24 protein-coding genes are annotated in these 24,142 nt (G+C 66.6%); 10 read left to right on the top strand and 14 right to left on the bottom strand.

Going from position 1 to position 24,142, the window contains the following annotated elements:
- Positions 1–16: 16 nt before the first annotated feature.
- The gene (locus ACO07K_RS17990) at positions 17–502 is read right to left on the bottom strand and encodes a hypothetical protein (RefSeq protein ID WP_422030193.1); all 486 of its coding nucleotides are present in this window, start codon (positions 500–502) and stop codon (positions 17–19) included.
- A 153-nt stretch (positions 503–655) separates the two neighbouring features.
- Between ACO07K_RS17990 and bla the strand changes: the two genes are divergently transcribed.
- Positions 656–1,516: a class A beta-lactamase gene (gene bla / locus ACO07K_RS17985; protein ID WP_422030191.1), complete on the top strand. Its 861-nt coding sequence runs from the start codon at positions 656–658 to the stop codon at positions 1,514–1,516.
- A 12-nt stretch (positions 1,517–1,528) separates the two neighbouring features.
- Here bla and ACO07K_RS17980 read toward each other — a convergent pair whose 3' ends face one another.
- Positions 1,529–2,797, bottom strand: coding sequence for an MFS transporter (locus ACO07K_RS17980; protein WP_422030189.1), 1,269 nt, complete (start codon positions 2,795–2,797; stop codon positions 1,529–1,531).
- 119 nt (positions 2,798–2,916) lie between these two features.
- Between ACO07K_RS17980 and ACO07K_RS17975 the strand changes: the two genes are divergently transcribed.
- Complete coding sequence (locus tag ACO07K_RS17975; RefSeq protein WP_422030187.1) at positions 2,917–4,338, top strand: MFS transporter; 1,422 nt, start codon at positions 2,917–2,919, stop codon at positions 4,336–4,338.
- Here ACO07K_RS17975 and ACO07K_RS17970 read toward each other — a convergent pair whose 3' ends face one another.
- On the bottom strand, positions 4,339–5,067 hold the full coding sequence (locus ACO07K_RS17970; protein WP_422030185.1) for a glutathione binding-like protein: 729 nt from the start codon (positions 5,065–5,067) through the stop codon (positions 4,339–4,341).
- A 111-nt stretch (positions 5,068–5,178) separates the two neighbouring features.
- Here ACO07K_RS17970 and ACO07K_RS17965 point away from each other — a divergent pair, with 111 nt between their 5' ends.
- Both ACO07K_RS17965 and ACO07K_RS17960 read left to right on the top strand, forming a co-directional pair.
- On the top strand, positions 5,179–7,488 hold the full coding sequence (locus ACO07K_RS17965) for a xanthine dehydrogenase family protein molybdopterin-binding subunit (RefSeq protein WP_422030183.1): 2,310 nt from the start codon (positions 5,179–5,181) through the stop codon (positions 7,486–7,488).
- A complete protein-coding gene (locus tag ACO07K_RS17960) occupies positions 7,485–8,375 on the top strand; it encodes a DMT family transporter (protein ID WP_422030181.1) in 891 nt (296 codons plus the stop codon). Before ACO07K_RS17965 ends, ACO07K_RS17960 begins: the two co-directional genes overlap by 4 nt.
- Positions 8,376–8,383: 8 nt before the next feature.
- Here the strand turns inward: ACO07K_RS17960 and ACO07K_RS17955 are convergent, their stop codons facing one another.
- The gene (locus ACO07K_RS17955; protein WP_422030179.1) at positions 8,384–9,988 is read right to left on the bottom strand and encodes an ABC transporter substrate-binding protein; all 1,605 of its coding nucleotides are present in this window, start codon (positions 9,986–9,988) and stop codon (positions 8,384–8,386) included.
- 67 nt (positions 9,989–10,055) lie between these two features.
- Between ACO07K_RS17955 and ACO07K_RS17950 the strand changes: the two genes are divergently transcribed.
- From ACO07K_RS17950 to ybaK, 4 genes are all read left to right on the top strand, one after another.
- Positions 10,056–11,363 carry an amidase gene (locus ACO07K_RS17950; RefSeq protein ID WP_422030177.1) on the top strand — a complete coding sequence of 436 codons (1,308 nt, stop codon included), beginning with the start codon at positions 10,056–10,058 and terminating at the stop codon, positions 11,361–11,363.
- Positions 11,360–12,628 carry an amidase gene (locus ACO07K_RS17945; protein ID WP_422030175.1) on the top strand — a complete coding sequence of 423 codons (1,269 nt, stop codon included), beginning with the start codon at positions 11,360–11,362 and terminating at the stop codon, positions 12,626–12,628. Before ACO07K_RS17950 ends, ACO07K_RS17945 begins: the two co-directional genes overlap by 4 nt.
- A 144-nt stretch (positions 12,629–12,772) precedes the next feature.
- Positions 12,773–13,999 (top strand): hydantoinase/carbamoylase family amidase, encoded by a 1,227-nt coding sequence (locus ACO07K_RS17940; RefSeq protein ID WP_422030173.1) that lies wholly within the window; start codon positions 12,773–12,775, stop codon positions 13,997–13,999.
- A 44-nt stretch (positions 14,000–14,043) separates the two neighbouring features.
- Positions 14,044–14,517, top strand: coding sequence for a Cys-tRNA(Pro) deacylase (gene ybaK, locus ACO07K_RS17935; protein ID WP_422030171.1), 474 nt, complete (start codon positions 14,044–14,046; stop codon positions 14,515–14,517).
- An 8-nt stretch (positions 14,518–14,525) separates the two neighbouring features.
- On the opposite strand, the gene ACO07K_RS17930 is transcribed toward ybaK, so the two are convergent.
- On the bottom strand, positions 14,526–15,332 hold the full coding sequence (locus tag ACO07K_RS17930; RefSeq protein ID WP_422030169.1) for a hypothetical protein: 807 nt from the start codon (positions 15,330–15,332) through the stop codon (positions 14,526–14,528).
- A gap of 95 nt (positions 15,333–15,427) precedes the next feature.
- Between ACO07K_RS17930 and ACO07K_RS17925 the strand changes: the two genes are divergently transcribed.
- Positions 15,428–15,814, top strand: coding sequence for a hypothetical protein (locus ACO07K_RS17925; protein WP_422030167.1), 387 nt, complete (start codon positions 15,428–15,430; stop codon positions 15,812–15,814).
- A 33-nt stretch (positions 15,815–15,847) separates the two neighbouring features.
- On the opposite strand, the gene ACO07K_RS17920 is transcribed toward ACO07K_RS17925, so the two are convergent.
- Genes ACO07K_RS17920 through ACO07K_RS17905 form a run of 4 tightly spaced genes read right to left on the bottom strand, consistent with a single transcriptional unit; the run spans position 15,848 to position 19,040 of the window.
- Positions 15,848–16,210: a DUF4189 domain-containing protein gene (locus ACO07K_RS17920; protein WP_422030165.1), complete on the bottom strand. Its 363-nt coding sequence runs from the start codon at positions 16,208–16,210 to the stop codon at positions 15,848–15,850.
- Positions 16,207–16,947, bottom strand: a complete 741-nt coding sequence (locus ACO07K_RS17915; RefSeq protein WP_422030163.1) for an alpha/beta fold hydrolase — start codon at positions 16,945–16,947, stop codon at positions 16,207–16,209. Before ACO07K_RS17915 ends, ACO07K_RS17920 begins: the two co-directional genes overlap by 4 nt.
- 18 nt (positions 16,948–16,965) lie before the next feature.
- Positions 16,966–17,961, bottom strand: a complete 996-nt coding sequence (locus ACO07K_RS17910) for a Bug family tripartite tricarboxylate transporter substrate binding protein (RefSeq protein WP_422030161.1) — start codon at positions 17,959–17,961, stop codon at positions 16,966–16,968.
- A gap of 26 nt (positions 17,962–17,987) precedes the next feature.
- The gene (locus ACO07K_RS17905; protein WP_422030159.1) at positions 17,988–19,040 is read right to left on the bottom strand and encodes a phosphotransferase; all 1,053 of its coding nucleotides are present in this window, start codon (positions 19,038–19,040) and stop codon (positions 17,988–17,990) included.
- Positions 19,041–19,055: 15 nt separating this feature from the next.
- Between ACO07K_RS17905 and ACO07K_RS17900 the strand changes: the two genes are divergently transcribed.
- On the top strand, positions 19,056–20,348 hold the full coding sequence (locus tag ACO07K_RS17900) for an AI-2E family transporter (protein ID WP_422030157.1): 1,293 nt from the start codon (positions 19,056–19,058) through the stop codon (positions 20,346–20,348).
- Here the strand turns inward: ACO07K_RS17900 and ACO07K_RS17895 are convergent.
- The 5 genes from ACO07K_RS17895 to ACO07K_RS17875 all read right to left on the bottom strand — a co-directional run bounded on the left by ACO07K_RS17895 (position 20,315) and on the right by ACO07K_RS17875 (position 24,140).
- On the bottom strand, positions 20,315–20,578 hold the full coding sequence (locus ACO07K_RS17895; protein ID WP_422030155.1) for a hypothetical protein: 264 nt from the start codon (positions 20,576–20,578) through the stop codon (positions 20,315–20,317). The two genes, ACO07K_RS17900 and ACO07K_RS17895, sit on opposite strands and share 34 nt — an antisense overlap.
- A gap of 49 nt (positions 20,579–20,627) precedes the next feature.
- Positions 20,628–20,960 (bottom strand): hypothetical protein, encoded by a 333-nt coding sequence (locus ACO07K_RS17890; RefSeq protein WP_422030153.1) that lies wholly within the window; start codon positions 20,958–20,960, stop codon positions 20,628–20,630.
- Between the two features lie 62 nt (positions 20,961–21,022).
- Positions 21,023–21,727: a glutaredoxin domain-containing protein gene (locus ACO07K_RS17885; RefSeq protein ID WP_422036673.1), complete on the bottom strand. Its 705-nt coding sequence runs from the start codon at positions 21,725–21,727 to the stop codon at positions 21,023–21,025.
- A 66-nt stretch (positions 21,728–21,793) separates the two neighbouring features.
- The gene (locus ACO07K_RS17880; protein WP_422036672.1) at positions 21,794–22,672 is read right to left on the bottom strand and encodes a tripartite tricarboxylate transporter substrate-binding protein; all 879 of its coding nucleotides are present in this window, start codon (positions 22,670–22,672) and stop codon (positions 21,794–21,796) included.
- A gap of 109 nt (positions 22,673–22,781) precedes the next feature.
- On the bottom strand, positions 22,782–24,140 hold the full coding sequence (locus ACO07K_RS17875) for an LLM class flavin-dependent oxidoreductase (RefSeq protein ID WP_422030151.1): 1,359 nt from the start codon (positions 24,138–24,140) through the stop codon (positions 22,782–22,784).
- Positions 24,141–24,142 lie beyond the last annotated feature (2 nt).

Below are 24,142 nucleotides of genomic sequence, written 5' to 3'. Positions count from 1 at the left end.
TCGTTTCCTCCATTCATTAGGCTGGACGAAAGCGCCTCAGGAGCTGGAAGCCCAGAAGGATGAAACCCAGCAGGACGATGCCCTGCACCACCGCGAAGGGGGGCTCGGCACCGGTCGGCGCGAACCTGTTCAGGAAGCCGATCTTCTGGAAGGACTGCACGACCAGGACGAACACGTTGAGATAGAAGGCAAACAGGGCGGTCGCGACATAGAGCCACCGCCAGGCGCCGGCGAGGCGGCCGACATAGAGTGCGAGCAGCGCAATCGCCAGCGCAACCGCCGACACGATGCCGACGCCGAGCGCCGGCGTGAACACGGTGATTGGAAAGAGGAAGCCGGTCACCGTCGTCAGCACGGTGAAGAGCAGGAACACGGAGTTCCATGTATCCAGCCGGCGCCCCTCGAGCATGCGCGCGCATGCAACCGCGCCTGCCGCGATGGCGACCAGACTTATGACGACGTGCGCGATCGTAAAGGTCGCGATGGACATGCCGAGAACCATATTCAGTCTCCTGGGCGTTGCGGCGGCTTGCGCGGATAAATGATTCTCTGACGATGAATACGGTCACCAGTTTAACGCAACCGTGGCGAAGCGACAGGCCGGTTCCTGCCATAGTTGTCCCTTAGGCACACGGGCTTTCAGGAGGAGCAATCCATGCCCGTTTCGGTCCTCCGCCGCGCGTTCTTGGCTTCGCCGCTGCTGCTGTCCCTGCCGACCTTCGCCGACGATGCGGAGTCGTCGCTTCGCGAGCTCGAGCGGCGCAATGGCGGCCGCCTCGGCGTGGCCTTGCTCGACAGCGCGAGCGGCCGTCGCGTTGCCTATCGTGGCGATGAGCGCTTCCCGATGTGCAGCACCTTCAAGTTCCTGGCGGCGGCCCTGATGCTGGCCCGCGTCGATCGCGGCGAGGATAAGCTCGATCGCCGCATCGTCTTCGCCGAAAGCGATCTCGTGCCGTACTCGCCCGCGACCAAGATGCATGTCGGTGCAGACGGCATGACGGTCGATGCGATCTGCGCGGCAGCGGTAACCCTCAGCGACAACACCGCGGGAAACCTGATGCTCGCGAGCTTCGGCGGTCCTGCGGGATTGACGGCCTTCGCCCGTGCCCTGGGCGATACGGTGACCCGCCTCGACCGCATCGAGACCGCGCTGAACGAGGGCACGCCCGGCGATCCGCGCGACACGACCTCGCCGCTGGCCATGCTCGCCACGATGCAGAAGCTCGTTGCCGGCGACGTCCTGTCAGCCGCTTCGCGCGAACGCCTGATCGGCTGGTTGGTCGCGAACGAGACGGGCGACAAGCGGCTGAGGGCCGGACTACCGGCGGCGTGGCGCATCGGCGACAAGACGGGCACGGGCGGCAACGGCAGCGCCAACGACATCGCCGTCGCCTGGCCACCCGGCCGCGCCCCGGTCTTCGTCACCGCCTACTACACAGGCTCCACGATCTCCGACGAGCGGCGCAGCGCGGTGATCGCCGAGGCCGGCCGGATTGCGACGGCCGTGCTTGCCTGACTATCGGCCTGATCAGGCCGGCAGCTTGGGCGTGCTCGGGTGCTTCGGCAGGAAAGCGGTGAGCAGGCCCAGCAGCAGCAGGAACGGCGTCACCTTGTAGACGGCTTCGATGCCCGCGTGATCGGCGATCTCGCCCAGCGCCGCGGCGCCGAGGCCGCCCAGGCCGAACGAGACACCGAAGAACATGCCGGCCACCAGTCCGACCCGGCCGGGCAGCAGGTCCTGCGCATAGACCAGGATGGCGGAGAAGGCCGACGCCATGATGATCGCCACCGTGACCGCCAGGATGCCGGTCCAGAACAGGTTGGCGTAGGGCAGCATCAGCGCGAAGGGCAGGGCGCCCAGGATCGAGAACCACATGACCGGGATACGGCCGACCCTGTCGCCCACGACGCCGCCCAGGATCGTACCGACGACGATGCCGACCAGGAAGGCGAACAGGAAGAGCTGCGCGGTCTGCACTTCCACGCCGAACTTCTGGATCAGGTAGAAGGTGAAGTAGGAGCCGAGGCTGGCGCTGTAGACGTTCTTGGAGAAGAGCAGCGCCACCAGGATCGCCACGGCGACCCCGACCTTGGCCTTCGACAGGGTCACGTGACCGGCGGCCGCGGCGGTCTTTCGCGTCGCCGGCTTCTGGCTGGTCCGGTTGGCCTTGTACCAGTGACCAATCTGGAAGAGCACGATCATGGCGACGAGCGCCGCCGCCGAGAACCACACGATGCTGCGCTGGCCCGCCGGCACGACGATGAAGGCCGCCAGCAGCGGTCCTGCCGCGGAGCCCATGTTGCCGCCGACCTGGAACAGCGACTGGGCGAGACCATAGCGCCCACCGGCAGCCATGCGCGCGACCCGCGAGGCCTCGGGATGGAAGACCGAGGATCCCATGCCGATCAATGCGGCCGCGAACAGGATCAGCGGATATGAATTCGCCTGCGACATCAGGAGGAGGCCGACCAGGGTGAAACCCATGCCGACCATCAGGGAATAAGGCTGAGGCTTCCTGTCGGTGTACATGCCGACGACCGGCTGCAGCATCGACGCCGTGCACTGGAAGGCCAGCGTGATGAAGCCGATCTGACCGAACGACAGTGCGTATGAATCCTTGAGGATCGGATAGAGCGCCGGTACCAGCGACTGCATCATGTCGTTGAGCAGGTGGCAGAAGCTGAGCGACAGGATGACGGCGAAGGTCGTGTTGTTGGCGGAGGCGGCGCCGGAAAGGGCCGGGGCCGCGGGGGCAGAGACGGGCGCTGCGCCGGCTGCCATCGTATTGTCGGTCATTCTCGAACTCTAGGCGTCACGAGCCCCCGTCGCCAGCGCCGCCCCGGCAGACCAGCCTTGCGGCGGTGGTGGTGCCCGACCGGTTTGAACTTTCGCGGCACCGATGCGTTGCATCGCCTGTGCGCACCGATGTTCCCGCCCGTCTCGACCGACTGCCCTGGAGCCGCTTCCATCGGCTGGTGGTGGTCGCGCTCGGCATCACCTGGATTCTCGACGGACTGGAAGTCACCTTGGCGGGGTCCGTGGCAGCGGCCTTGCAGACCAGCCCGCGCCTGCAACTGACGGCAGAACAGGTCGGTCTGACGGGCAGTGCCTATCTCGCGGGTGCGGTACTGGGTTCCCTCTTCTTCGGCCATCTCACCGACCGGCTTGGCCGCAAGAAGCTGTTCAACATCACCTTGGGCGTCTACCTGGTCGCCACGGCGGCGACGGCCTTCTCCTGGGACTTCTACAGTTTCCTGCTGTTCCGCTTCCTGACAGGCGCGGGAATCGGCGGCGAGTATTCGGCGATCAATTCGGCGATCCAGGAACTGATTCCGGCACGCCTGCGCGGCCGGATCGATCTCGCCATCAACGGCAGCTTCTGGCTCGGCGCGGCCGGCGGTGCGCTGCTATCGGTCTGGCTGCTCGATCCCAACGTTCTCGACCCCGACATGGGCTGGCGGGTCGCCTTCGGCAGCGGCGCCGTGCTGGGCCTGGTCATTCTCTACCTGCGTCGCTTCCTGCCGGAGAGCCCGCGCTGGCTGATGATCCATGGCAAACCGCGCGAGGCGGAAGGGGTCGTCGAGGAGATCGAGGCGCGGGTGGAGGCCGACACGGGCCGCAAGCTGGAGCCGGTGACGCGGTGGCTGACGCTCGGCGATCCGCACAAGACGACGATGGTCTCCGTGGCGCGAACCCTGCTCAGGCATTATCGCAGCCGTACGATCCTCGGCCTGGTGCTGATGGCCTCGCAGGCCTTCGTCTACAACGCGATCTTCTTCACCTACGCGCTGATCCTAACCAATTTCTACAATGTGCCGGGCGACAAGGTCGGCCTCTACATCCTGCCCTTCGCCATCGGCAACTTCCTGGGGCCGCTGCTGCTGGGGTCGCTCTTCGACACGCTCGGCCGCCGGCAGATGATCACGGCCACCTACGCTATCTCGGGCGTGCTGCTGGCTGTCACGGGCTGGATGTTCGATGCCGGCCATCTCGACGCCACGACCCAGACGGCGATGTGGAGCGTCGTCTTCTTTTTCGCCTCGGCGGCAGCGAGTGCGGCCTATCTCACGGTCGGCGAGTGTTTCCCGCTCGAGATCCGGGCGCTCACCATCGCCTTGTTCTATGCTTTCGGTACTTTGATCGGCGGAGTCGGAGGTCCGTGGCTGTTCGGCGTGCTGATCGCCGGCGGCAGCTCGACCGAGATCATGTGGGGCTATTTTCTGGGCGCCGCGCTGATGATCGCAGCCTCCCTCGTGACCCTGAAGCTCGGCATCGCGGCAGAGGGCAAGTCGCTGGAGGAGGTGGCGCCGCCTCTCTCCAGCGAGCAGCGCCTGTAGTCAGGCGGCGGGTACCGGCCGGGCACGCTGATTGTAGAGCAGCTTGCGCAGACGTTCCTGCTCTTCGGGCGGCAGCTTCTCGCGATCGACCGAAAGATCGGCGCCGACCGCCATCCCCTTTTGCACGGCGGGCCGTGCCCCCAGCTCTTCGAACCAGCGCTTGAAGTGCGGAAATTCCTCGATGTCCTGACCCTGGAACTTCCAGTTCACGGTCCACGGATAGCAGATCATGTCGGCGATCGTGTACTGGTCGCCCGCGAGGTACCGGTGCTTGTAGAGGCGGTTGTTCAGCACGCCGTACAGACGGTTCACCTCGTCGGTGAAGCGTGTGATGGCGTAGGTCTGGTCGCCTTCCTTGGCCTGGTCGAGCCTGCGGAAATGGCCGCACTCGCCACTCTTCGGTCCCTGGTTGGCCATCTGCCAAATCAGCCATTCGTTCACTTCGTGCTTGGTTCGGAGGTCCTGCGGATAGAATTTCCCGGCCTTCTCGGCGATGTAGATCATGATCGCGCCGGACTCGAAGACGACCAGGGGCTTGCCTCCGTCCGCGGGAGCGTTGTCGACCATCACCGGCATGCGGTGATTGGGATTCATCTCCAGGAAGGCATCGGTGAACTGGTCGCCCTGTCCGATGTTCACCGGCACGATCCTGTAGGGCAGGCCACACTCCTCGAGCAGGATGGTGACCTTCTTGCCATTGGGCGTCGGCCAGTAGTGAAGATCGATCATGGGCTTCCTCCAAAGAGCGGTGTTTGGGTGTGAGGGCGGCAGCCTCCGCCCGTCGTTGCGGCCCGTCAATGGTGTATGGTCGTTGCAAGCGAACGGTTCGGGAGAGACCACGTGGCGGATGGAAGCCAGGACACGAGATCGATACGGCGCCTCGAGGACGCACGGTTCCTCACCGGTCGCGGCCGGTATGTCGACGACATTGCCGAGCCTGCAGCGCTGCATGGCTACGTTCTGCGCTCGCCGCATGCACACGCCCTGATCGCTGCTCTCGACGTTTCGCCAGCGGTCTCGATGGCGGGCGTGCATCTCGTTGCGACGGGGGACGACCTGGCGGCGGACGGGTTGGGCCACATGCCCTGCCTCGCCGCCGTGACGCCGCTGATCGTGCCGCCGCGCCCTGCGCTGGCGGTGGGCCGCGTCCGACACGTCGGCGATCCGGTCTGCTTCGTGGTGGCCGACAGTGCGGAGCTTGCGCGCGAAGCGGCGGAGCGGATCGAGATCGCCTACGAACCGTTGCCGTCGGTCGTCGATGGCCGTGCGGCGCTGGTTGAGGGCGCGACTTCCCTATGGGACGAGGCGCCCGGCAACCTCGTCTTTCATGTGCAGCGCGGCGATCACGCCGCCGTCGCCGCGGCGATGAAGGACGCCGCGCACATCGTCGAGGTCGACGTGACGAACAATCGGGTCATCGTCGTGCCGCTGGAGCCTCGCGCGGGGATCGCGCGCTACGACGCGGCGACCGACACGATGGACCTCGAATTGACCGGGCAGGGGCTCCACGGCATCCGCCGCCAGCTCGCGGAGTTCATCTTCAAGGTGGCGCCCGAGCGCATCCAGCTCCACGCGCCCGACGTCGGCGGCGGCTTCGGGATGAAGAACTTCCTCTATCCCGAATGGATCCTGCTGCTGTGGGCGGCGCGCCGCCTGAAGTGTCCGGTGCGCTGGCTGGCCGATCGTGCCGAGGATTTCGTCACGGGCGCACAGGGTCGCGACATCGACGCGACGGCGCGGATCGCGCTCGATGCGACGGGCCGTATCCTGGCGCTCGACGTGGCGATGGTCGCCAATCTCGGCGCCTATCTCTCGGGCAACGGGCCCGGTGCCTCCGTCGTCGCAGCCTCCACGGCGCAGGGCGGGGTCTACGATATCCCGGCGATCGCCGTCGACGTGCGTGGCGCTCTCACCAACACTGTGCCGGTCGACGCCTATCGCGGTGCCGGCAAGCCCGAAGCCAACTATATCGTCGAGCGCGCCATCGAGGCGGCGGCGCGGGTGCTCGAGCGGGATCCGGCGGACCTGCGGCGGCAGAACCTGATTGCGTCGTTCCCGCACAAGACCGCGATGGGCTTGACGATCGACTCGGGCGACTTCGTGGCCAACCTCGATGCCGCGGTGGCGCGCGCACCGGGCTTCGAGACGCGGCGCGCCGAGTCGCGCGCGCGAGGGCGGCTGCGCGGCCTCGGCGTCGCCTGCTTCCTCGAAACGTCGCGCGGCGCGCCGAACGAGGGCGCCGAAGTGCGTTTCGAGCCGGATGGCAGGGTGACCATCGCCGTCGGCACCGAATCGAACGGGCAGGGGCACGAGACGTCCTTCGCCCAGATTGCCTCGCGGCATCTCGGCCTGCCCATCGACGTATTTCGTTACGTCCAGGCCGACACGCGCGCCGTGAGAAGCGGTGCCGGCCATGGCGGCGCGCGCTCGATGCACATGGGCGGGGCGGCGCTGGTCAAGGCCATGGAGGCAGCTCTCGCGAAAGCGCGCCGGCTGGCGGCCCATCTCTTGCAAGCCAGCGAGCATGAGCTCGACTACGACCAGGGGCGCTTCACGGTGCGCAACAGCGATCGTGCCATCGATCTCGCGACGCTGGCCGGGAGCGCGGAGGAGGCGGCGAACCTGCCCGAGGGCATGTCGCCCGGTCTCGGCGAGCACGTCTTGAACATCACCGACGTCTTCACCTTCCCCAGTGGCTGCCACGTCGCCGAGGTCGAGATCGATCCGGAAACGGGGGCCATCGACCTGGTGAGCTACGCCGCGGTCGACGATTACGGCCGCCTGATCAATCCCATGCTCACCGAAGGGCAGGTGCAGGGTGGCCTCGCGCAGGGGATCGGCCAGGCCCTCGTGGAGCACACGGTCTACGATCCGCACTCCGGTCAGCTCCTCAGCGGCTCGCTGATGGATTACGCACTGCCGCGTGCGACCGATCTGCCGTACTTCGATATCCAGCTGATCGAGCGGTCGACCGAAGCCAACCCGCTCGGGGTGAAGGGATCCGGGCAGGCCGGATGTATCGGCGCGCCACAGACCGTGATGGCGGCCGTCCTCGACGCGCTGCGGCTCGCCGGCGTCGAGCGCCTCGAAATGCCCGCCACGCCGTCGCGCGTCTGGGAGGCGCTGCAGGGAGCGAAGCGGGGGCATTGAAGCAACCGGCGCCCCAGCCAGCGCGCGCCGGTCAGCGTATCCTGGCCGGCATCCTCTTCATGTGCGGCGCCGGCCTGCTGTTTCCCGTCATGAGCGGCTTCGCGAAGTTTCTCGGCGCCGACTACAACACGCTGCAGATCTCGTGGGCGCGCGCGTTCGGGCATATCGTGTTCATGCTGATCTTCTTCGTGCCCCGTTTCGGGCTCGGCATGCTGCGCACCCGCCGGATCGGCACGCAGCTCGCGCGCTCGCTGATGTTGTTCACCTCGAATGTCGCGAGCTTCCTCGCCATCGTCTACATCCCGCTGGGCAAGGCGGCGGCGATCACCATGATGGCGCCGCTGCTGGTGCTGCCGCTGGCCTGGCTCGTGTTGGGCGAGCGGGCCGCGCGCAGCCATATCGGGGCGCTCCTGGTGGGCTTCGTGGGCATGCTGATCCTGATCCAGCCGGGCAGCGCGGTCTTCCAGTGGGCGGCATTGCTCTCGCTGCTGAGCGCGTGTTGCTACGCGGTCTACCAGGTGCTGACTCGCCTCATCTCCGCCATCGACACGCCCGAGACCTCGGCCATCTACAGCTCGATCGTCGGCAGCTTCGGCATGCTGCTGGTCCTGCCGTTCGTGTGGAAGACGCCGCACGGCGCTCGCGACATCTTCTTTTTCTGCAGCCTCGGCGTGCTCGGTGCCATGGGCCACTATTTCGTCGCCCGGGCGCTGGCCTATGCGCCGGCCAACATCGTGGCGCCGTTCCAGTACATGCAGCTGACCGGCTCGGTGGTCGTGGGCTATCTCTTCTTCGGCGATTTCCCCGATTTCCTGGGCTGGGTCGGCGCCGCCATCATCGTCGGCGCCGGCCTCTATATCGGCTGGACGCAGCGAAAGCGGGGTTAGCCGACCGTCTAGCCAACGGTTACGGGCGAGAAGTCGACGTACCAGCTCTTGGGATGGACGTAGCCCTTCACCTTGGACGAGATCGCGTTCGGCCAGACATCGTGGACGAACCAGACGAACACGGCTTCGTCGACCATGCGCGTGTTGATCTTCGCCAGCACCTTGTCGAGTTCCGCGGGGTCGGACGTGCTGCGCGCCTCGGCGGCCAGCTTGTCGAACTCCGGATCGTTGATGTAGCCCCAGTTCGAGCCCTTGGGCGGGACCTGCTGGCTGTCGACGAAGCGCATGAAGGCGTTGTGCGGGTCCATCGTATTCCAGCTCACGTTGATGGCGCTGAACGAAGCAGCCTCCGGCGCCTTGGCGCCCTGGCGCATGAAGTTCAGCAGGGCGTTCCAGTCCATCACCTGGAACTCGAGTTCGACGCCCACTTCGGCGAACTGCTGCTGGATGAACTCGTTCATGATCAGCGGATACATCTGGCCCGAGCCGGAGGTCGAAATCGCGACCTTCATCTTGAGCTTCTTCTGCGGACCGTAGCCCGCCTCGGCGAGCAGCTTCTTCGCTTCCGTCGGGTCGTAGCGGATCTTGAAGGTTGGATTGCCGAACCAGGGATGGTCGGCCGGCACGCAGCCGACGGCGGGGGCGGCGAGGCCGTTCAGCAGTTTCACCATCGCGTCGCGATCGACGGCAAGGTTCAGCGCCTTGCGCACGCGGATGTCGGCGGTCGGTGCGCCGGGCAGCATGCTCAGCGTATAGGGCCACATGTGCGGGATCGCGTTCGTCTCGATCTTGCAGCCGCCGGCGCGCAGCTTGTCGAGCGAGTCGGGCGCGGGTGCCTCGATCCAGTCGACCCGCCCCGACAGAAGCGCGGCGGTGCGGGTGGAGACGTCGGGGATCGGCAGCAGCACCATGCGCTCGCTCTTCGGGAGTCGTGCCTTGTCCCAGTAGTCGTTGTTGCGCTCCAGCTCGGCGCGCTCGCGCGGGGTCCAAGACTTCATCTTCCAGGGGCCGGTGCCTGACGGTGACTTGCGATAGGCCTGCCAGTCCCGGCCGACCTTCTCGAAATTCGCCGGACTGGAAATCGGAAAGCGGTTGAGCAACGACGGCATGATCGTGTCGACGCCCTTGGTCTGAAGCTCGACCTTGTAGTCGTCGATCTTGCGGTAGCCGACCAGCGGCCACAGGGCCGCCAGCAGCACGCTGCGCCCGACTCGGTCGAAGACCGGCGACTTGTCGTTGAGCGCGCGGTCGATGCTGAAGATCACCGCGTCGGCGTTGAAGTCCGATCCGTCGTGGAACTTCACGCCCTGGCGCAGCTCGAAGATCCATTTCGTGGGATCGGCCGGGTCCTGGTACCACTTGGTCGCCAGCCCGGGCACCAGCTTCGCCGGCGCCGTCGCCGATGACAGGTCCCAGGCGACCAGCGGGTCGTACATCGTGTAGCCCATGAAGCGGATGCCTTCGGTGCCCTGGTCGGGCGCACCGTCGGTCGCCGGGATGTCGGCGAGCGTCATGGCGATGCGCAGAGTCGAGGGCTGCTGAGCCTGGGCCGCACTCGAGGCGATGAAGGGAAGGGCGGTGCCGGCGAGAAGCGCGGCGCGACGGGTGAGCATGCAAGACCTCCGTGGTTCCGTTGCGCGAAGCACGAAGCGAGCCACGGCGCGCCCCGCTGGACGCGGCATGCTTCTTGCTGTTTTGCTGGCGATCATGGCCGCGCTGAACACGCTCACCGCCACCGAACTCGCGCAACGACTGGACGCCGGAGCGGCCACCGCCGAGGCGATCGTGCGCGATCACCTCGACCGCATCGACCAGCGCGACGCCGACGTGTTCGCCTGGTCGCATCTGGCGCGCGAGGCTGCCCTGCAAACCGCCAAGGTGCTCGATCGAGGACCACGCAGGGGGCTGCTGCACGGCATCCCGATGGGGGTGAAGGACATCATCGATTCCTTCGATCAGCCCACGACCTACGGCTCGCCGATCTATCGCACCCACCAGCCGCTCGCCGATGCCGCGACCGTGGCGCTGGCGCGCGATGCCGGCGCCATCCTGCTCGGCAAGACAGTGACCACCGAGTTCGCCAATCGTCATCCCGGCCCGACGAAGAACCCGCATAATCCCGCACATACGCCGGGCGGCTCCTCCTCGGGGTCGGCCGCGGCGGTCGCAGACTTCCAGTGCGTGCTCGGCACCGGTACCCAGACCGGCGGCTCGGTGATCCGGCCCGCCGCTTTCTGCGGCATCGTGGGCTACAAGCCGAGCTACGGCCACTTTGCGCCGGCCGGCATGAAGGCCAACACCGAATGGCTCGACACGATCGGCGCCTATGCGCGCAGCGTCGAGGACATCGCCCTGTTTCGCGCGGCCCTGATGGCGATCCCCTTCGTGCCGATCGCCAGGCTCGGCCGGCCGCCGAGGATCGCGGTCGCCTTTACCCATCATCGCGACGAACTTTCGCCCGAAGGCAGCCAGGCCGTGCACGACGCGGCTGCGGCCTTTGCCAAGGCGGGGGCCGAGGTGACGGAAATCGAACTGCCGGCACCGGTGCGCGACATGACCCAGGGTCAGAAGACCCTGTCGGCCTTCGACGGGCCGCGTGCCCATGCCGACGAGGCCCGGCGCTTTCCCGGGCTGCTGAGCGAGAGCCTGAAGAAGGACAAGCTCGAGGCCGGCTCGAAGATCGACTATGCGAGCTGGGTCGCTGCCCGCAAGCTGGGCGAGACGGGCCGCGCCGCCGTCGATGCGCTGTTCGATGAGATCGACGTCATCCTGACCGCGCCGGCCAAGGGCGAAGCGCCTCTCGGTCTCGAGCGCACAGGCGATGCCACCTTCAACCTGCTCTGGACCTATCTCTGGATGCCGTGCGTGACCCTGCCGTTCACCAAGGGGCCGACGGACCTGCCGGTCGGCGTGCAGCTGGTCGGCCGCCAGCATGAGGATCAGGGCTTGCTCGATATCGCCGCCTGGGCGCGGAGCGTCCTGTCATGAAGGAGATCACCGCCGTCGAAGCCGCGGCCGCGATCGAGGCCGGCACGCTGACTTCTGAGAAACTGGTGCGCGGCTATCTCAACCGCATCGCCCAGCGCGACGACATCGTGAAGGCCTGGGCCCATCTCGATCCCGACCAGGCGATCGCCCAGGCAAAGGCCGCCGATGCGGCGAGCGGCGGGCTGCTGCGCGGCATCCCGGTCGGCGTGAAGGACATCATCGATACCTACGACATGCCGACCGGCCACAACTCGCCGATCTTCGAAGGCAAGGTGCCGTTTGGTGACGCGGCCTGCGTGGCGCTCTGCCGGACAGCGAATGCCGTCATCCTGGGCAAGACGGTGACGACCGAGTTCGCCAATCGTCATGCCGGCGCCACCACGAACCCGCACGATCCCAGGCATACGCCCGGCGGTTCGTCGTCCGGGTCCGCTGCGGCGGTGGCCGACGGCCACGTGCCGCTGGCCTTCGGCACGCAGACCGGCGGGTCTGTGATCCGGCCGGCCGCCTATTGCGGCGTGGTGGGGTACAAGCCGACCTTCGGCGACTTCAGCCGCGTCGGCATCAAGATGCAGTGCCACTCGGTCGATACGCTGGGCCTGATGGCGCGCACGCTCGACGACATCGCGCTGTTCCGCGCGGCCGTGCTGAAGCTGCCGCCGGTCCGCATCGAACGGGAGATCGGCCGCCCGCGCATCGGCATCTGCCGTTCTCCGGTCTGGGAGAAGGCCGAACCCGAGACCAAGGCGCTGATCGAGGAGACGGCGACCCGGCTCTCCGACAAGGGGGCGTCGGTGATCGACGTGGCCTTTGCCGCTGCCTTCGCCGATATCATCGACGACCATGCCGCGATCACCGGCTTCGAGAGCGTGCGCAACTATGCCGACGAGCGGCTGCGCAATCCCGACAAGGTGAGCGACGAGCTGATGAACGGCCCGATGAAGCGCGGTCTCGCCGTCTCCTTCGAGCGCTACGTCGCCGCCCAACGCAAGGCCGCGGCCTTCAAGGCGCATGTCGATTCGCTGTTCGACAAGGTCGACCTGCTGCTGACGCCCAGTGCCCCCGGCGAGGCGCCGCAGGGCATCGGCTTCACCGGCGATCCGGTCTTCAACTCGATCTGGACGCTGGCGGGCACGCCCTGCGTGACTTTGCCGGCCGGCACCGGCCCGCGGGGCCTGCCGCTCGGCGTCCAGCTCGTCGGCCTGCGCCATTCCGACGACCAGCTGCTTTCCCTTGCCGCCTGGGTCGCGGCGCATTTGAACTGATGTTCAGGACAGTAAATCCTCATCCTGAGGAGCATCGCGTAGCGATGCGTCTCGAAGGATGGGCAACGGACTCGGTGCGGATTCCCATCCTTCGAGACGCGGCCCGGGGGGCCGCTCCTCAGGATGAGGTGGAGGAGAACTGATATGCCCACGATCAACGGTGAACGACTGCTCGGCGATCTGCGGCGCATCGCCGATTTCGGCCGCTACCAGACCGGCGTGCATCGCCCGCACCTCTCGCCGCAGGACGTCGAGAGCCGGCACTGGCTCGTGGCGCGCATGAAGGAAGCGGGCCTGGAGCCGGTCATCGACGGCATCGGAACGGTGATCGGCAAGAGTCCCAAGACCGGTCCGCGCATCCTGATCGGCTCTCACTCCGACACCCAGCCGCGCGGCGGCTGGCTCGACGGCGTCATGGGCGTGATCTACGGGCTCGAAGTGGCGCGGGCGCTGGCGGAGGACCCCGAGACGGCACACCTCGCCGTCGACGTCGCTTCGTGGGCCGACGAGGAGGGCCATTGGGGCCAGATGACCGGCAGCCGGTCCTTCATCGGAATCTTCTCCGAGGCCGACATCGACAAGGCCAAGCACCGCGACGAGGGCACGCCGATGCGCGAGGCGCTGAAGGCAGCCGGTCTCGAGGGCGTGCCGCGCGAGCATCTGGAAGAGGGTCGGTATCGCGGCTATCTCGAAGCCCATATCGAGCAGGGCGGCCTGCTGGAAGCGGGCGAGAAGCACATCGGAATCGTGACGGCGATTGTCGGCATCATGCAGTTCCGCCTGACCTTCAGCGGTATCCAGAACCATGCCGGCACCACCCCCATGCCGATCCGCAAGGATGCCGGCGTCGCCATGATGCGGCTCTACAACGACGTGATGGACAAGTTCCCCGCCGTTGCCGGACCGCGCAGCGTGTGGACGGTGGGCAAGATGGTGCTGGAGCCGGGTGCACCGGCGATCGTGCCCGGCCGGGCCGAGATGATCCTGCAGTTCCGCGACGCCGACCAGAAGATCCTGCAGGCCTTCGAGGCGAAGCTGATGGAGATCGTGGCCGATCACCAGAAGAACAGCCCCTGCACCGTCGACTGCGTGAACCTCTCGCGCACCCAGCCGCTGCTGATGGACGAGCGCTTCCTCGAGGCGATCGAAGAGTCCGCGTCCGTCCATGCACCGGACAAGCACGTGCGCATGCCGTCGGGCGCCGGCCACGATGCCCAGGTGATCGGGCTCAAGATGCCGGCGGCGATGATGTTCGTGCCCTCGATCGGGGGCATCTCGCATCACTTCACCGAAAACACCCATGACGCCGACATCGTGCTGGGCTGCCAGGTTTTCGCCGATGCCACGGCGAAAATTCTGAAGGGAAACTGAGGGAGGACGGCGCTATCCTGTTCCTCGTCGAGTGAGGAGCAGGGATGTCGAAGGTCACGCGCGCCACCAAGGCGCTGGAGCAGGGGAAGGTCGCCTTCACCGTCCATACCTACGACTACGACCCTGACGCCGACAAGGTCGGGCTGCAGGCAGCGGAAGCGCTGGGCGAGCCGCCAATGCGGGTGCTCAAGACGCTCATGACCCTGGTCGACGGCAAGCCCGCCTGCGTGATCGTGCCCTCCGATCGCGAGGTCTCGATGAAGAGACTGGCGGCCACCTTCAAGGGCAAGTCGGCCGAGATGATGAAGCCCGCCGATGCCGAGCGGATGACCGGCTACAAGGTGGGCGGCATCAGCCCGTTCGGCCAGATGCGCGCGGTGCGGACGGCGATCGAGGCCGAGGCCATGGCGCACGAACTGGTCTATCTCAACGGCGGCCAGCGCGGCCTTCAGGTCCGCCTGTCGCCGCAGGACGCCGTGGCGCTGCTGAACGCGGTCGTCGCCCCCGTGGTGGCTTAGCGGTTTTTCTACTGCGCCGCCGCGAGATAGCGGGCGAGGCCGCCTGCCCGGTCGGCGGGCAGTTTTGAGGGGGTACCGTTCAGGCGAATGCCGAGTTCGCACGCTTGCTCGGGCGAGAGCTTCGCGAGGTTCTGCAGCTGCTCGAAATCGGTCGGTGTCAGGCCCGCCTCGACGAGCAGTGCCTGCGCCTCGGTATCGTTTGGCACCGCCGGCGGCGCGGCGCCCGAATTCATCGCGGTGCGTCCCGACCGATAGGCTTTTTCCATTGCCGTCAGCATGTTGCGCATCAATTGCTGGCCCTGGGGGTCGAGCCGGTCGGCGTGCTGGATCCCGACCAGCGCCAGTTCGCGGCAGGCCGCGACGTTGGTGCCGAGCAGATGCCGCATCAGGGCAATGCGTGCGGCCAGCACGCCTTCGGCATCGGAGGCGTCGGCCGCGCGCAGAGCCGGCACGATGTACTTGGCGCGCAGTTCGCTCATCAGCACGAGCGGCCGCGGCGCTCCCTGGGTCGTCGGGCTGCGCATCTCTTCCTTCAGCGAGGCGCGCAGTCGTGCCTCGGAATCGGGCACGTCGGTCAGCACCAGCCCGACGAGCGGCAATGTGCGCGCTTCGGTCATCGCATTGTCCACCATCTGGGTATCGTCGCCGGTCAGGGCCTCGAGCCCGTAGACCGCGCCGGCGGCGGCAAGGGCGCCGGCTAGCGTGGCCGCTGCCGAACGCACCAACCGTTGCCGCGACGAGACATTCCGGGCGAACAGGTAGAGGGCGGCACCGGCCACCAGGGCCACGACGACGATGACGGCGATCTTCTCCACCACTTAACTCCTGTTTTCACGACCGACCCGGCGTGTTAAGCGCGCTATCCTGCCGCACCGATGCGGTGGAATGTGGGCAGCCGGGACCGTAATCGATGCCGATCCATGTCGATGTGTTCCATCCCAACAGGCTGGTGATCGCCGTCGTCCGCGGCACGTTCACCGCAGACGACGTTCGTGCCGCGGTCATCCAGTTCCTGGCCAGCGATGTCCTTCACTACCGCAAGCTGATCGACATTGCGTCGCCCACCACCCCGATGGACAAGGCAGGAGCCCAGGCGATGGCCAATCTCGTCCTGGCGCAAAGCGACGACAGACCGCGCGGCCCCTTGGCGTTTGTCGTCAGTCCCGGCCAGGCGGCCGAGAACGCCGAGGTCTTCGCGAAACTGACCGACGGCAAGCGCATCGTGAAGGTCTTCCAGAATCTCCACGAGGCGCGAAAATGGCTCGACGAGCAGTCCGGACCGGTCGGGCTGCGCTGATCTCCCTGGGATCGGACGGTCCCGTCGTCTCGTCTATTCGAAGCAGCGGGCGCTGCGGATGGTGCAGGAATTGCTGGGCACCCGCGCATTGCACTCGTTCCAGGCGGACTGTTCGGCTTCCTGTTTCGAGGGAGCTGCGCCGTAGCCCGATGCCTGTCCATTGTCGCTGTGCGCGTAGGCGACGCAGCGTTGCGGGGCGGCCATCCGGATCCTGCACTCGAGCGGTCCGCATTCGGCCAGTGCCGAGGTCTCGGCCGCTTCGCGGGTCGCCATGCCGACCGCGACGCCGAACAGCCGTTCGTTGTCGGTCGCAACCGCGCCCCAGACTTCCTGGGCCTCTGCTGTCGCGGTCGTCGCAAGCAGGGTCGCGAAAAGGATCGTGAATTTCCTGATCATCGTGTGTTCTTTTCCAGAAACGTGCGGACGCGGTCAATCGACTCCTGCAGGAACTGCGGTCCCCGCCAGTCCTTCTGGACGTCGATGTTGGGTGCGAGCGCCGCGATCTCGTCGCTGGTCGGGGCGGGATGTGGCTTGTCGGTGCCTGGCTGAAGCAGCAGCGGCGTCCGGCAGTTCCTGACGAAGTCACGCGTGACGGAGAAAACGAAATCGCCACCGAACATGTTCTGGCCGAAGCTGCGGATTGTTTCTTCCGTTACAGACGGATCGCGCGCGCGCACCGTCGTGCCGTAGCCCTTCACGGCCTCGTCCCAGGTGTCGCGGTTTTCCCACAGGCCGATCGGGTTCTGCAGGACCGCAGCGGCGACACGGTCCGGCGCCTGTTCGATCGCTTCGAAACAGTAGCTGCCGCCGATGCAGCCGCCCATCACGGCGAAGCGCCCGAAGCCGAGATGGTCGATCAGGGCCAGATGGTCGGCGGCAAAGGTGTGCCAGCCATGGTCGGGTTTCACGTCGGCCACCGACTTGCCGGCGTTGCGCTGGTCCATCGAGATGACGGTGAATTTGTCGGCGAGGGCAATCCGCGGATCCATCCAGGCGCGCGGCGCGCCGTCGGCGCCGGGCCCCCAGAACTCGATCGACGAGCGCAGTCCGCCGGGCGCGTAGAGCAGCAGCGGAAATCCTCTGCCGTGGACCTCGTAGTGGATCTCGGCATCTGGCCTCTTGAGGATCGGCATGCACTCGTCTCCGTTGGATCAACCCTGCGGCTTATAGCCGATCGAATCGATGATCGTCTTCCAGCGGGCGAGGTCGGCCGACATGCGCTCGGTGAACTGGGCCGGTGTCGAGGTCTCGACGTCGAGTCCCAGTTCGACCAGCTTCTTCTCGATCTCGGGGATCGCCAGAACCGCCTTCAACTCCTTACCCCAGGCGTCGATCAGCGGGGCCGGGGTCCTGGGCGGCGCGAAGAAGACGTACCAGCCGAGGATCGAGAGCTGCGGATAGCCGAGCTGGCTGATGGTCGGGATGTCGGGAGCCGATGTGGTGGGCTTCACCCCGGACGTGAAGATGACCTTCACCTTGCCGGCGCGATGATGCTCCAGGAAGTCCGTGATGCCGCCGCAACCGGCCGCGATATGGCCGCCCTGCAGGTCGGCGACCAGGGGCGCGGCGCCGCGATAGGGCACCGGCTCCAGCGGGATGCCGACGGCCTTGCCGGCCATGACGCCGAAGAAATGCGTGAAGGAACCCAGCGCCGTCGTGCCGAAGGAGGCGCGGGTCGGGTTCTTCTTCAGCCACTCGATGTATTCCTTGAGATTGCTGACGCCGATGGTCGGCGACACGCAGAAGGCGGTCTGGACCGTCCCGGCCAGCGTGATCGGCGCGATGTCGGTCATCGGGTCGAACGGCACGCCGGGCATGGTGAGCTTCTGCACGATGGTCGCCGAGGGGACGTAGGCGATGGTCGTGCCGTCGGTCGGGGCGTTCTTCAGGTCGCCCACGGCGATGGTGCCGGAGGCGCCGGCCTTGTTGTCGATGATGACGTTGCGGCCGGTACGCTGCTTCAGCGGCTCGGCGATGAGGCGGGCCATCACGTCGGTGCCGCCGCCGGCCGGGAAGCCGACGAGGATCTTCAGTGGCTTGTCGGGCAAGCCGGTCTGCTGCGCACGCACGCTGGCGGCGAGCGGCGTCGCCAGGGCCGCCCCTGTCATGAGAATCGAAGTGCGCCGGCCGATTTTCTTGATTGTCATTCTTGTTTCCTCCGAACTTCTTCTTGTTACGAAACGAGACTCCATGCGAGTTCGGCCCGTTCTCGTGCGGACTTGCTCATCTTGATCGATTCGGGATTGGACGAATTGCCTTGCAGGCCGCGGCGGTAGACGCCCTGGGCGATGGCGGCGAGCCGGAACAGGGAGAAGGCGAGGTAGTAGTTCCAGTCGGGGATCGACGCGCGGCCCGTACGCCGGCAGTAGGCGGCGACATAGTCCTGCTCGGTCGGAAGCCCCAGCGCCGCGAAGTCGACCTTGGCGAAGCCGTGCGGCGGCTCCTCGAGGTGATAGCCGAGGCAGTTGTAGGCGACGTCGCACAGAGGATGTCCGAGCGTCGACAGCTCCCAGTCGAGCACCGCCACAACGCGCGGCTCGGTCGGATGGACGATCAGGTTGCCGAGCCGGTAGTCGCCGTGGACGATGGTGGTTGGATCGCCGTCGTCGGGAATGTTCGCCGGCAGCCACGCAGAGAGCTTGTCCATGGCCGGAATGTCTTCGGTCTTGAGCTCGGCATATTGCCGGCTCCAGCGCGAGATCTGCCGGGCGATGTACTGGCCGCTGCGGCCATAGGCCCCGAGCCCGACCTTCACGGGGTCGACCTTGTGCAGACGGGCCAACACCTCGTTCATTGACTCGAAGATGGCGGTGCGCTCGGCCGGAGTCTGGTCGGGCATCGCCGGGTTCACCAGAATGCGGCCGGGCACGGCTTCCATGACGTAGAACATCTGGCCGATGACGGCGTCGTCGTCGCACAGCAGTCGTGCCGGCGCGACCGGCACGTCGGTCGCGGCGAGGGCGGAGATCACGCGGAACTCGCGGTCGACCTGATGCGCCGAGGCGACCAGCTGACCGGGCGGCTTCTTGCGCAGGACGAAGTCGCGGCGGCCATGCGCCATGTCGGCGGCCACGAAGAAGGTCGGGTTGGAGTGGCCGGAGTCGAACTGCCTGACTTCGAGTCCGCCGCGATAGCCCTCGAGCTTCTCGCGGAAGTAGCGGTCGAGGGAAGCCACATCGAAACGGTGGCGCTCCATCACGGGGACGGTGTCAGCGTATGTCGGCATGCGGCGTCGAGCCTAATGGTCGCATGCGACCTTGCGCAAACACGGCATCCCGCAGGGAGGAACATCCGGGAACTCGCCCTGCAAGCGGGCGTTACTGCGCATCAGCGAGGTTCCGTGTCCCAGAATTCAGCCCTAAGGGTTCCGACTGTCCATTTGCGCGGCGGGTCGGCGATACGGCGTCCGCTCATCGTTCTGGCGGTCTGCGCCGTCGGCGTCGTGGCTTATCTGGCGCGTGACTTTCTCATTCCCACCGCGGCAGCCATCGTCCTCGCATTGATCCTGACGCCGGTTGCGAAAAAGTTCGAACGTCTGCGGCTGCCACCCACGGCCGCGGCCGGCGCGTCGGTCTCGTTGCTGGCCTTGGTGGTCGCGGGTCTGCTGGTGATTTCCGCGCCGGCTGTGTCCAGCTGGGCCGAGCAGGCGCCTTACCTGACCTACACGCTCGAACGGAAGCTCCAGGGGTTGCGGGAATCGCTGGCCTTCGTGAAGCAGCTCACCGATCGCGTCGAGCAGGCGACCCAGGCATCGCAACCGCAGAGAACCGCAAAGGAGGAGCCGCCGGCACAGGTCGTGGTTCGGGACAAATCACTCATTTCGGAACTGATGAGCACGACGCCAGCCGTGCTTCTGCAGATCGGCTACGCGGCGGTCCTGTCGTTCATGATCCTCGCGCACCGCAATGATCACAAGAGGCAGATACTGCGGGTGCCGATCAACTTCACCACGCGGGTGAGGATCGCGCGCGTCATGCGGGACATCAACGACCGCGTCGGCACCTACCTGTTCGCCCTCGTGGTCATCTACTCGCTGGTTGCGGTGATCTCGACCGTCGTGCTTGCGCTGCTGGGCTTCCCCAATCCCATCCTGTGGGGCGTCCTCGTCGGACTCGCGTCGTTTGTCCCCTTCATCGGACCGCCGGTTGCCATTGGCCTGGTGGCGTTCGTGGCGCTCCTGACCTACGACGACTTGATGCACATGCTGGCGGCGCCGGCGATCCTGGCGGCCATCCATTTCATCGAGTCGCAGCTTATCACGCCGGCCTTCGTCAGTCGCCGCTGTGCGCTCAACACGGTCGCCGTCTTTGCCGGAGTCGCGTTTCTCGGGTGGATGTGGGGAGCCGTGGGCGCGATCGTGGCGGTGCCGCTGCTGATCCTGATCAGCACGGTCGCGGCACATCTGCCGTCCTTGCGCTGGCTGGAGGTTCTTCTGTCGGAGGATCGGCCGGTCAGCGAGCGACTGGCGGTGAAGCCACCGCTGGCCTCGGTGCCGCCGGTTCAGGTGCGGCGGCGCCGCGTGGCGGCGAAATAGCTGCCGCCCGCCATCAGCCAAAACAGCCCCACGATCGCCGAGGCTCCCGCGGGATCGAGCCGGCTCTCCAAAAAAACATAAGCGGAGAACGACAGAAAAATCGAGCCCATCCCGATCGCGAGCGCGGCGCCCAAGGTGAGAAGAGCAGTGGTCGTCGCATCCTGCGCTGCCGTGCGCAGCGAACGGGCCGCGACCGAACTGGCCGCGACCCGGAGCAGAGGGCCGATCATCGACGGATTCGTCGCCGGAGCTGGCCGAGACGTACGGGTTGTCGGCCGGCTACTGCCGACGACAAAGCCAGCCTGCGAGAAAGCCGATGCCGGCGATGGCCGCCAAGGTCGTCAGCGGGCGCGCTTCAGTCTGTTCCACGAGCGTGTCGGTCGCCTTGTTCTTGAGGGCCACCGTGTCGTCGGCAATTGCCTTGGCGGTATCGCCATACTTGGCGATCAGCTCGCGGGCCGCCTTCAGCGTCTCCTCGACGGCCTCCTCGCCGCGTGCAACCAGAGTCTGGCCGGTTCCATTCATCGATCCGGCGAGATCCTCGAGCTGCGCCTTGAGGGCCGCGATTTCCTTGGCGAGATCCTTGCCGTTGGCGTGGCTGGTGACGCGCATGGTTGTCCTCCGGTTGGTCAGGGAATGTCCGGCAGATAACGCTCCCAGCCCGGCGAGGTTGCTCAGCCGTCCCAGACGTTCCGAGGCATCGGCAATCGCGCGAAGTCCGTCTCCCCGAGCGGCCACTCATGGGAAACGCCCTCGCGCTCCAAGAGCATCATCCACTGCCGCACATGCTGGCCCGAATGCCAGGTCGTGCGCTCCAGCAATTCGTGCAGGCTCTGCGGACCGTAGTAGGTGGGAAGGATCCGTTCCGCGCCGGTGTCGCCCTCGGCCCACCAGGTCCGGAACCTGTTCTGCACCGAGCTGCCGTAGGCCGCCACCGACGCCATGTCGGCGTCCGGGGCCGGTTCCTCGCGGAACGCCGCCTGTTCGAGGGGCATGCCCCGCTCGGCGTCGAGAAAGGCAGAGACTACCCGAAAGAGATGGAAGGCCAGGGCCCGATAGCTGCGCGGTCGGCCCGGCACGTGGATGTGCAGCTTCGCGTAGGGCATGAGCGGCAGCAGGCCGATCGCCGCGGTCATGAACCTGTCGAGACGCCCCTGGAGCTCCGCGGGTGAAAGTTCCGGCCCCGATTTCTCCTGCAGGCCGAGGAAGGTCACGATCTCCCGCGTGCTCTGGCCAAAGATGAACTTCGGGCCGCGCGACAGGACCGGCACCGAGCGCGCGCCCAGCGACTGCAACTCGGCCAGACCGGCCGGATCCTCAAGGACATTCACGGAGACGAAGTCGATCCCACGGACCGATAGAAACTCTTTGAGTCTCAGACAGCTCGTTCAACCGGGCTGCCAGAAGACCTTCAGGGGCTCTGTCACGGCATTCTCCCTAAAGAGTCAATTGGCGACCCGGATCCCGAGCATGTCAAGCAGGCTCCGCCAGCGGATGAGATCTGTCGCAAGACGTACCGAACATTCATCGGGCTTCGTTACGCCGACGATCACGCCATATTGCGTCAGCTGGTCCCGCACATCGGATCGTTCGACGGCGACCGTCAGTTGGCGGTTCCAGGCGGCAACGAGCGGCGATGGCAGGGTTGAGGGTGAAAAGAAAGCATACCAGTCGATAAGCTGGAGATGGGGGAAGCCCAGTTCGACCACGGTCGGCACGTCCGGCAGGACGGGATTTCGCACCGGTCCGGAGGTGGCAAGAATCCTCAGCCTGGCGCCGCGATGCTGGTGGACGAACGACGCAAGCCCGCCGCAGCCGGCAGGAATTCGCCCCGCGCCGAGATCGGCGGAAAGCGGGCCGGTGCCGCGGAAGGGCACGGGCTCGAGAGCAATGTCGTATTGCCGTCCCAGCAGCTGGGCAAAATATTGCGAGAAGGTCTCCGGGGCGGCCGTGCCGAAACGACGACGCTCGGGCGGACCGTCCTTCGCCCATTGCACATATTCCGCCATCGTTCGAACGCCGATCGAAGGCGACACGCAGAACGCCGTCTCGAACGTACCGATTATGCCGAGTGGCGCGAGGTCGAGCATGGGATCGATCGGGATGGCCGCAGGCGACGTAAGCCGACGGATCATGACGGTGCTCGGAAGCATTCCGATGATCGAGCCATCAGATGCCGCATTCTTCAGGCTCTCGACCATGGTGAGGCCGCCAGCACCTGGACGATTCTCGACGGAGACGATGCGGCCGGTGCGCTGCTGGAGGGCGGGCGCAATGGTGCGGGCTACGATGTCGGCGCCGCCGCCCGCGGCATACCCCACCATGATGCGCAACGCGCGCTCAGGCAGCGCGGACTGTGCGAGCGCCGGAAGCGGCAGGAAAGCCGCTCCGGCGGAGGTCAGGAGTGAGCGGCGTTTCGGGGGAGGCATCACCCTAGGCCGTCTGCGAACTCTGGATCGGCTCGCTCTGCCTGGTGGTCGCCGCCATCGGCCTTGGCAGGCCGAAATGATCGCGCAACGTCGTGCCTTCATAGGCGGTGCGGAACAGCCCGCGCGTCTGCAGGAGCGGCACGACTTCGGCCACGAACACGTCGAGCATCGACGGGAGCAGGGGCGGCATGAGGTTGAAGCCGTCGGCGGCGCCGTCGTTGAACCAGTCTTCGATCAGGTCGGCGATCTGTTCGGGCGTGCCGGCGGTGGTGAAATGGCCGCGCGCACCGGCGAGATAGGCGAGCAGCTGGCGCAGCGTGAACTTCTCGCGCCGGACCAGCCCGACGATCACCTCGGTGCGGCTTCGCGCCGCCTGGACGGTGCCGGGGTCTGGGAAGTCCTCGGCCGTCAGCGGGCGGTCGAGCGGCAGGTGCGAGAAATCGTGGCCGCCGAACCGGCCGCTCAGCCGCTTGCGCCCGACTTCGGGATCGGTGAGTTCGTTCAGCTCCTTCGCAAGCCGCTTCGCCTCGGCTTCGGTCGAGGCGATCACGGGGCTGAGGCCGGGCAGGATCAGCACATGCTCTGACGGACGACCTTCGGCCGCCGCGAGCTTCTTGAGGTCGGCATAGAATTCCTGCGCGGTGGTCTTTTCCATCTGTGCGGTGAAGACCGCCTCGGCATGGCGCGCGGCGAAGCGGCGGCCGGTGTCGGACGAACCGGCCTGCACGAAGACCGGTCGCCCCTGCGGCCCGCGCGGCATGTTGAGCGGGCCGGCGACGCGATAATATTTGCCCTCGTGATTGATCGGGCGGATGCGATCGGCGCGCGCATAGTGGCCGCTCGCACGGTCGTCGAGCACGGCGTCGTCGGCCCAGCTGTCCCACAGGGCCTTGGCAACCTGCACGAACTCCTCGCCGCGCTCGTAGCGCTCGTCGTGGCTCACGAGACCGGTGCCGCCGAAGTTGCGCGCAGCCGGGGCGAGCCACGAGGTGACGATATTCCAGCCGACACGGCCGCCGCTGATATGGTCGAGGGAGCCGAACTGTCGGGCGAGATTGAACGGCTCGGAGTAGGTGGTCGAGGCCGTGGCGATGAGGCCGATGCGCTGCGTCGAGCCGGCGATGGCGGCAAGTGCCGTGATCGGCTCGAGCCAGGTGCTGGCGGCATGCGCCACCGTGTCGGCCAGCGCCAGCTGGTCGGCCAGGAAGATCGAATCGAAGAGGCCCGCCTCGGCCCGCTGCGCGAGATCGCGAAAATACTCGATGTCGGTCAGCGCCAGCGTCGAGGAGGCGGGGTGCCGCCACGAGGCTTCGTGATGGCCCCGGCTCTGGATGAAGAGGTTGAGGTGGAGCTGTCGCTTCATCC

The sequence above is a fragment of the Reyranella sp. genome (assembly GCF_965228225.1).
In the GTDB taxonomy this organism is placed as follows: domain Bacteria; phylum Pseudomonadota; class Alphaproteobacteria; order Reyranellales; family Reyranellaceae; genus Reyranella.
This window is presented reverse-complemented; position numbering and strand designations above follow the sequence as displayed.